Here is a 4,292-nt window from a genome sequence, read left to right on the forward strand (position 1 = left end):
TACGAATCCGAAGCGGCTTTCAGCCAGGCCTTCAAGAAGATGATCGGCGTACCGCCCTCGGCCTGGCGCCTGGGCGTTAGAGTTGCGGCGGGCTCCGGAAGCGACGAGGCTTCCGAAACGGCGAATGGATCAGGGAGCTAGCGATCCGCCACAGCCAGCTTGGCGCCAAGCATGACGAAGGCAGCGGCGAAGCTGCGGCGCATCCAGGTCAACACCTTCGGCCGCGACACGATGTGGCTGCGCACCGAGGCCGCGAAGACGCCATAGACGGCGAAGACGACGAAGGTCATCAGCATGAAGACGCCGGAGAGCTCCAGCATTCTGGGCAGCGCATGCGGCTCGGTGGTGCTGACGAATTGCGGCAGGAAGGCGAAGAAGAAGATCGACAGTTTCGGGTTCAGCACGTTGACCAGGATGCCAGCGGTGATCGTCCTGGCGGTCGAGCGCGGCGCGGCGTCCTCGTCGATGCTCAACCCGCCCTTCTCCTTCAACGTGTTCCAAGCCATGTAGAGCAGGTAGGCGACGCCGAGATATTTCAGCGTCTCGAAGGCGACGGCGCTGGTGTGCAGCACAGCGGCGAGGCCAGTGATGGCGGCCGCCATATGCGGGATGATGCCCAACGTGCAGGCGAATGCGGCGACGACAGCGGCGCGTGCGCCGCGCGAGAGGCCGGCGCTCAGCGTGTAGAGGACGCCGGTGCCGGGCGAGGCCACGATGATCAGCGACGTTAACAGGAATTCGATGCTCATGGATTTCCTCCGCGGCCCTGCCCGGCCGGAAGGTACCGGGAGGTGTGGACTTCGGCAAGCGGGTGGAGACTAGCTCACCGACAACCCATGCGCCGTCCTTGCCATCAGGCAGTCGTCGCCGCCGGGCATGCAGGCGCGGCAGACATCCGGGCGGAGATCATAGATGCCGCAGGCCGTGTGCTTACCCACCTCCCCGGTGAGCGCAGAGCACCGCGCACCCTCGCAGCGCATTCCGGACTGGTCGGCGGCTACCAGTTCGAGCGGGATGCGGTCCAGTTGCTCATCCTCCTCGGTCGAGAAGCGCGGCCAGTCGGCCGAATAGGAGCAGCAGGCTCCGCAGCTCTGGCAGTCGAAGGCGACGCCTTGCGAAAACGATACGGTGATGGCGGGGTCGGGCGGCAAGGCGATCCTCATGCGTGCCTTGTCTTGGCGCAGGATTGCGGCGTTCGTCCATCCTTCCACGCAATTTTTCCCGACAGCATGATTTTTTCGTTTTGCCGGGAACCCTTTCGCCGGCTGCCGGTTTTATCCCTGCTGTCAGCAATTCGAGAGCGATCGAGAAAGGTTGACGGCAAAGACGCCTCCCGCGTGTAAAAAGCGCGAGAGGCGTTTTTCATCAGGCCTACATGATCACGCTCAACAGCGGCAGGATCTCATAGCGGAAGCCGCGGCCCGAACGCGCCACCGGGTCGGCGTCGGTCACGGCCCTCGCCTCCGCCTCGCTGCCGGCACGCAGGATCAGCAGCCCCCATGGGCCGGCCGGATCGGCGACCGGGCCTGCCATGATCATGATGCCTTCGCGGAGCTTCTCGCGCAGATAGTCGGCATGCCGGCCCATCAGCGCCCTTTCTTCCTCCGTCATGGTGAGGGCGAAATCCGGCCGCGGCGGGATCAACCGGCAATGGAAGATCGTTGACGCCGTGGCTTCATGCGGTGCTTCACTGTTGGCCATCGCCGCCTCCCTGAAAGTCTATTGCCGCCGGCCGCCCACGGGTGGATCCGCCGCGCAACTTCCACGAAACGTTACACCTTCTTCCTGAATAGCTCTATTCGTCCGGGCCAGGCTCCGGCCATGGCTCCTTGGCGGCTTCGGCATACCAGTGACGCATCGCAGGCATCGCCAAGACCGCATCGACATAGGCGCGGGTGACGGGCGCCAGATCGCCGCCATAAGTGTCGAAGCGCGTGACCACCGGCGCATACATGGCGTCGGCCGCAGTGAAATGGCCGAACAGGAAGGGGCCGCCCTGACCATATTGCTCGCGGCACTGGCGCCAGATCGCCTCGATCCGCGCCCGCTGTGCCTCGCCCTCGGCATCGAGCGGCGTGTGCGATTTCGGCCGGCGCAGATTCATCGGCCAGCCGTAGCGGACCTCGCGGAAGCCGGAATGCATCTCGGTCGCAACCGAGCGCGCCAGCGCGCGAGCGCCGAGGTCCTCCGGCCAGAGCTTCTTCTCAGGGTAGAGGTCAGCAAGATATTCAAGGATGGCAAGCGTTTCCCAGACGATCCTGCCATTGTGATTCAACACCGGCACAAGGCCGGTCGGCGACGCCTTGGCAAGGTTGGCCGCGGTCTGCGGCGTGCGCAGCCGCACGAAGCCCTCCTCGAAAGGTATTTCCAGGTGCTGCATGGCCACCCAAGGCCTGAGCGACCAGGAGGAAAAGCATTTGTTGCCGATATAGAGGGTGAACTCTGCCAAGACCTGTCTCCTGATGATGTCAATTCGCTTCGGCCGTCGTGATCGCCGGCGGCCTCACGCCGGCGCGGGCCTGGATCGCGGCGACTGCCGTGTGTATGTCGGGATTGACCTCGAGCGCCCTGCGGCCCGCATCGATCGTGAGGTCGACCTGGTCGACAGGCAGCCTGAGCCTGGTCGGAATCTCGTTCAGCTTCGCCTGCGTCGCCGGATCGAGATCGGCAAAGGAAAGGTGCTGGACCACAAGGCGGACGTCACGGCAGTTCCACCGGGCCGACGAACCGCGATAGGCCGAAACGGTCGAGGGCGGCAGCTCGCAGCGATAACGCACCAGCTCGCCCTTCCATTGCGAGACCGCAAGCTTCAGCGCATCGAACTCGTCACGCACCGAGGCGGCAAGCGTGGTGCTGGTCACGGCGTCGAGGAGCTCGGCGGCCTTTGGCCCGTGCAGCGACTTCGCCCAGTTCACATCGCTGTCGCTCCCGGCGTCGGCGACGATGAAGATCAGCGTCGTCAGGCGGACCGCGGCCGACGGCGACAGCGGCCCGTAAGGCGTGCCGGCGGCGGAGCGCTCAAGCGCGAAGCCGGTGACGCCGATATTGTCCGTCAGCCCACCGTCGAGCAGCTTCACATAGTCGAGCGGATCGTCGTTCTGATAGGAATCGAGCGCGCTGGCATAGGCCTTGAGCCGCAGCGAGGCGTTGCGGTCCGCAAGCGCCTCGCTCAGCCATTGCGGCATGCGGTAACCGCAATGCGGGCTGGTCGCCGAGACCACGATCGGCGCGAAGACGATCGGCACGGCGGCCGATGCCGCGACAGCGTCGGCAATCCGCAGTTGGTCGAGGTCACTGCAGAGCGCCGCGAAAGTGTCGTAGGTGAAGAGGAACGGCGTGCGGTTGTAGATGTCGGAGGCGTTGATCCAGACGATCGGACCTTTCGGCCGGTGCAGGGCCTTGAAGGTCGCGCCGTCGAACAGATGGTGGTTCAACCATCTGGCGAAACCGCTGCGGTCGTTGACACCGCCATAATAGGCGCGGATGAAGTTGACCGGGGAGAACGATGTCCTGAGATCGGCTTCGGCGTTCTGGGTCAGGAAGCGCTCACGAAAATCCCGGTAGCCGTCCCTGCCCTTGTAGCCGAAATAAGCGGCGGCGACCGCGCCGCCCGAAGCGCCTGAAATCATCCTGATGTCGTCGATCAGCGTGCGCCGTTTCGGGCGTTGATCGACGACGACGTCGTCCAGCGCCCGCAACACGCCGTAGGAGAAAGCGGCGGCCCGCGTGCCGCCGCCGGAAAACGCCAGTCCGACCACGGTCGAGCCATCATCGGCGGGGTCTGGGATGTAAGTGGGTGATGGGCGACCGGCTTGCCTGGTGAGCGTGTTGATCGGTCCAACGTCGTCAGTGACGCAGCCAGCCAGGGCCATCAGGACAGCGACAAAAGCTACACGAAGACGCAAACCCGGTTCCCCCAGGGCTGCCCTCTCCGGCAGCCGCGGCGAGCCTAACCGGATTGCGTCGCCCGATGCAACCGCACCCCGCAAGCACCAGGATGACAGGCACCATGGAGGCCGCCGCGGGCGGCCTTTTCATGTCTGGAATTGCTTGGCGAAAGCGTTGGTGAAGACGATCTCGCCACGGTCGCCGGCCGCCTCGCCCAGCACCACATCCATGTTGTCGGCCGTGATGCGCGCGAGCGCGAAGCCGCCCATATAGGCCGCCTTCGGCTTGACGAGATCGAGGCCGTCGCGCTGGTAGATCATCGGCACTTCGTGCTCATGGCCGTGGAAGATCGCGATGACATTGTAGCCGCTGATCGCCGCCAGCAGAGCCTGGCGGTCGGCCTC

5 protein-coding genes and 1 pseudogene are annotated in these 4,292 nt (G+C 64.9%); all 6 read right to left on the minus strand.

The genetic code is table 11. The features are described from left to right. Positions 1 to 137: 137 nt before the first annotated feature. On the minus strand, positions 138 to 749 hold the full coding sequence (locus EOA28_RS26530; RefSeq protein WP_127251328.1) for a LysE family translocator: 612 nt from the start codon (positions 747 to 749) through the stop codon (positions 138 to 140). A 69-nt stretch (positions 750 to 818) separates the two neighbouring features. Then, a complete protein-coding gene (locus EOA28_RS26535; protein WP_127251331.1) occupies positions 819 to 1,163 on the minus strand; it encodes a YkgJ family cysteine cluster protein in 345 nt (114 codons plus the stop codon). A 208-nt stretch (positions 1,164 to 1,371) separates the two neighbouring features. Then, entirely contained in the window at positions 1,372 to 1,701 is a 330-nt protein-coding gene (locus EOA28_RS26540) for a YciI family protein (RefSeq protein WP_127251327.1), read from the minus strand. Between the two features lie 94 nt (positions 1,702 to 1,795). Next, on the minus strand, positions 1,796 to 2,449 hold the full coding sequence (locus EOA28_RS26545) for a glutathione S-transferase family protein (protein WP_127251326.1): 654 nt from the start codon (positions 2,447 to 2,449) through the stop codon (positions 1,796 to 1,798). A 19-nt stretch (positions 2,450 to 2,468) separates the two neighbouring features. Beyond that, positions 2,469 to 3,872, minus strand: a complete 1,404-nt coding sequence (locus tag EOA28_RS26550) for a patatin-like phospholipase family protein (protein ID WP_127251330.1) — start codon at positions 3,870 to 3,872, stop codon at positions 2,469 to 2,471. 162 nt (positions 3,873 to 4,034) lie between these two features. After that, a pseudogene (locus tag EOA28_RS26555) lies at positions 4,035 to 4,292 on the minus strand (metallophosphoesterase); the annotation flags it as partial.

This window comes from Mesorhizobium sp. M2A.F.Ca.ET.067.02.1.1 (assembly GCF_004023285.1).
Taxonomy (GTDB): domain Bacteria; phylum Pseudomonadota; class Alphaproteobacteria; order Rhizobiales; family Rhizobiaceae; genus Mesorhizobium.